Annotated in this window: 2 protein-coding genes; both read left to right on the top strand. The window is 38.5% G+C overall.

The genetic code is table 11. The features are described 5' to 3' along the window. Nucleotides 1–504 precede the first annotated feature (504 nt). A complete protein-coding gene (locus EKL98_RS15570; protein WP_262706934.1) occupies nt 505–1,407 on the top strand; it encodes an RHS repeat-associated core domain-containing protein in 903 nt (300 codons plus the stop codon). Continuing rightward, a partial coding sequence (locus tag EKL98_RS15565; RefSeq protein WP_148104430.1) for a hypothetical protein occupies nt 1,397–1,676 on the top strand: 280 nt, incomplete at its 3' end. The genes EKL98_RS15570 and EKL98_RS15565, both read left to right, overlap by 11 nt.

Here is a 1,676-nt window from a genome sequence, read left to right as displayed (position 1 = left end):
CTGACTTGTATTTTTTCCCCGCCGTTACACGCTCCTAGCCCTACACTTTCGCTCCGTAAAAACTTCGCTTCGTTCTCGGTCTAGGGTGGCTGTTCGATGCCGCAACACCGCGTGGCGCTCCTCGGGCATTGTTCCGTAACATTCTCCCCAATTCCTGCGGTGCTTCGGGGTGTTTGTTGTGGCGGTAAATAGTTCAATCGCCACAGGGCTATGCTCATTTTTTTGGAAGATTGCCAAGGGAGATTTATCTAAAAAACAACATTAACGTTTTGGCAATCTTCCAAAAAAATCGAGCGCACGATTAAAGATTTATCGGTAAAATTGGTTTTTGAATTTAGAGATTTAGGTTTTTTTGGAAAGTTCAGCCGATAAAAAAACGGACTCTTTTTTTTCAATTGAAAATAAAAATTACGCCAATCCAATCTTACTTTTTTTTCAACTGAAAAAAAGACTATTTTTGAAAAAGTAATACACGTTCTTACAAAATAGTTTTTGCTCGCGGGAGTGCATAAACAGACGCTCGGGCGAGGCAAATATCGAGCAGGCGCATACAAGTACAAGTACAACGGTAAAGAACTTCAAGATGAGCTGGGGCTGAATATGTACGACTATGGATGGCGTAATTATATGCCAGACATTGGGCGCTGGACCCAAATAGATCCTTTATTTAATGACCTGAAATTCGCTAACGACATTAATGATGTTGACCCGGACGACCAAGAGGAAGTTTATATGGCTATCATCAATGACCTTGAACTTGGTGGAGCAATTTTTAATCCTGATAACTTAAACCCTTACGGCTACGGCTACAATAATCCTGTTTCTTTTGATGACCCTGATGGTAGGTGTCCTGCTTGTTGGGGAGCATTAATGGGAGCTGCCGTAGAAATTGGAGGTCAAGTTATTGCAAGTCGTTTAGAAGGTAAATCTTGGAGCGATACAGTTAAAGACATTGATGTTGCAGATGTTTTAGTATCTGCCGGCGAAGGTGCTCTTACAGGTGGTGCTTCAGCTATAAAAAGTGTATTAAAAAAAGCTGCAATAACTGTTGGCGCAGAAGTTATTAGAAATACGCTTGATGTTAAAGCTACGGGAGTTAAAGTTAATGGAGCAAAAACAGTAGCAAGAAATACCGTGATAGGTCTAGCTGTAAATGCTGCTGGAAAAGCAATTCCTACAAAGGTTAAAGTAAAAGCAGAAGTAACACCAGCACAAGCAGTCAAAGCAGCAAGAGCAGTTGGAGCTGTAACAAAAGCAGAGAGGAAAGAAATACAAACTCAAGCAAAAAAAGTTTTAAAAGATAATAAAGCAATAAATAAAACTGTAAGCGGATCTCCTGGAGCGACAGTATCTGGCGGGGCTGCTGAAACGGTTAAACGAAAAGAAGATAAAGCAAATGGAAATTAATTTAAATCTTTTAAATCGATATAAAAGCAGAATAGTCTGGACTGTAATTGTTTTACTAATGTTTTGGTATTTAGGTATTAGACCTGAAATGAGAATTTCTGAATTACGTAACGATGGCAAACAAACAAAGGCTTATCTATATGAAGTTAAAGGAGTTGGGTCTAAAGGAACTACTAGAGGATTTTATAGATTTGAAATATACAACAATCTTTATGAGGGATTTTATGACAATGATAAATTAGTGAAATATGATAGCATTGACATAATAT

This window comes from Flavobacterium bomense, assembly GCF_003970355.1.
This window is presented reverse-complemented; position numbering and strand designations above follow the sequence as displayed.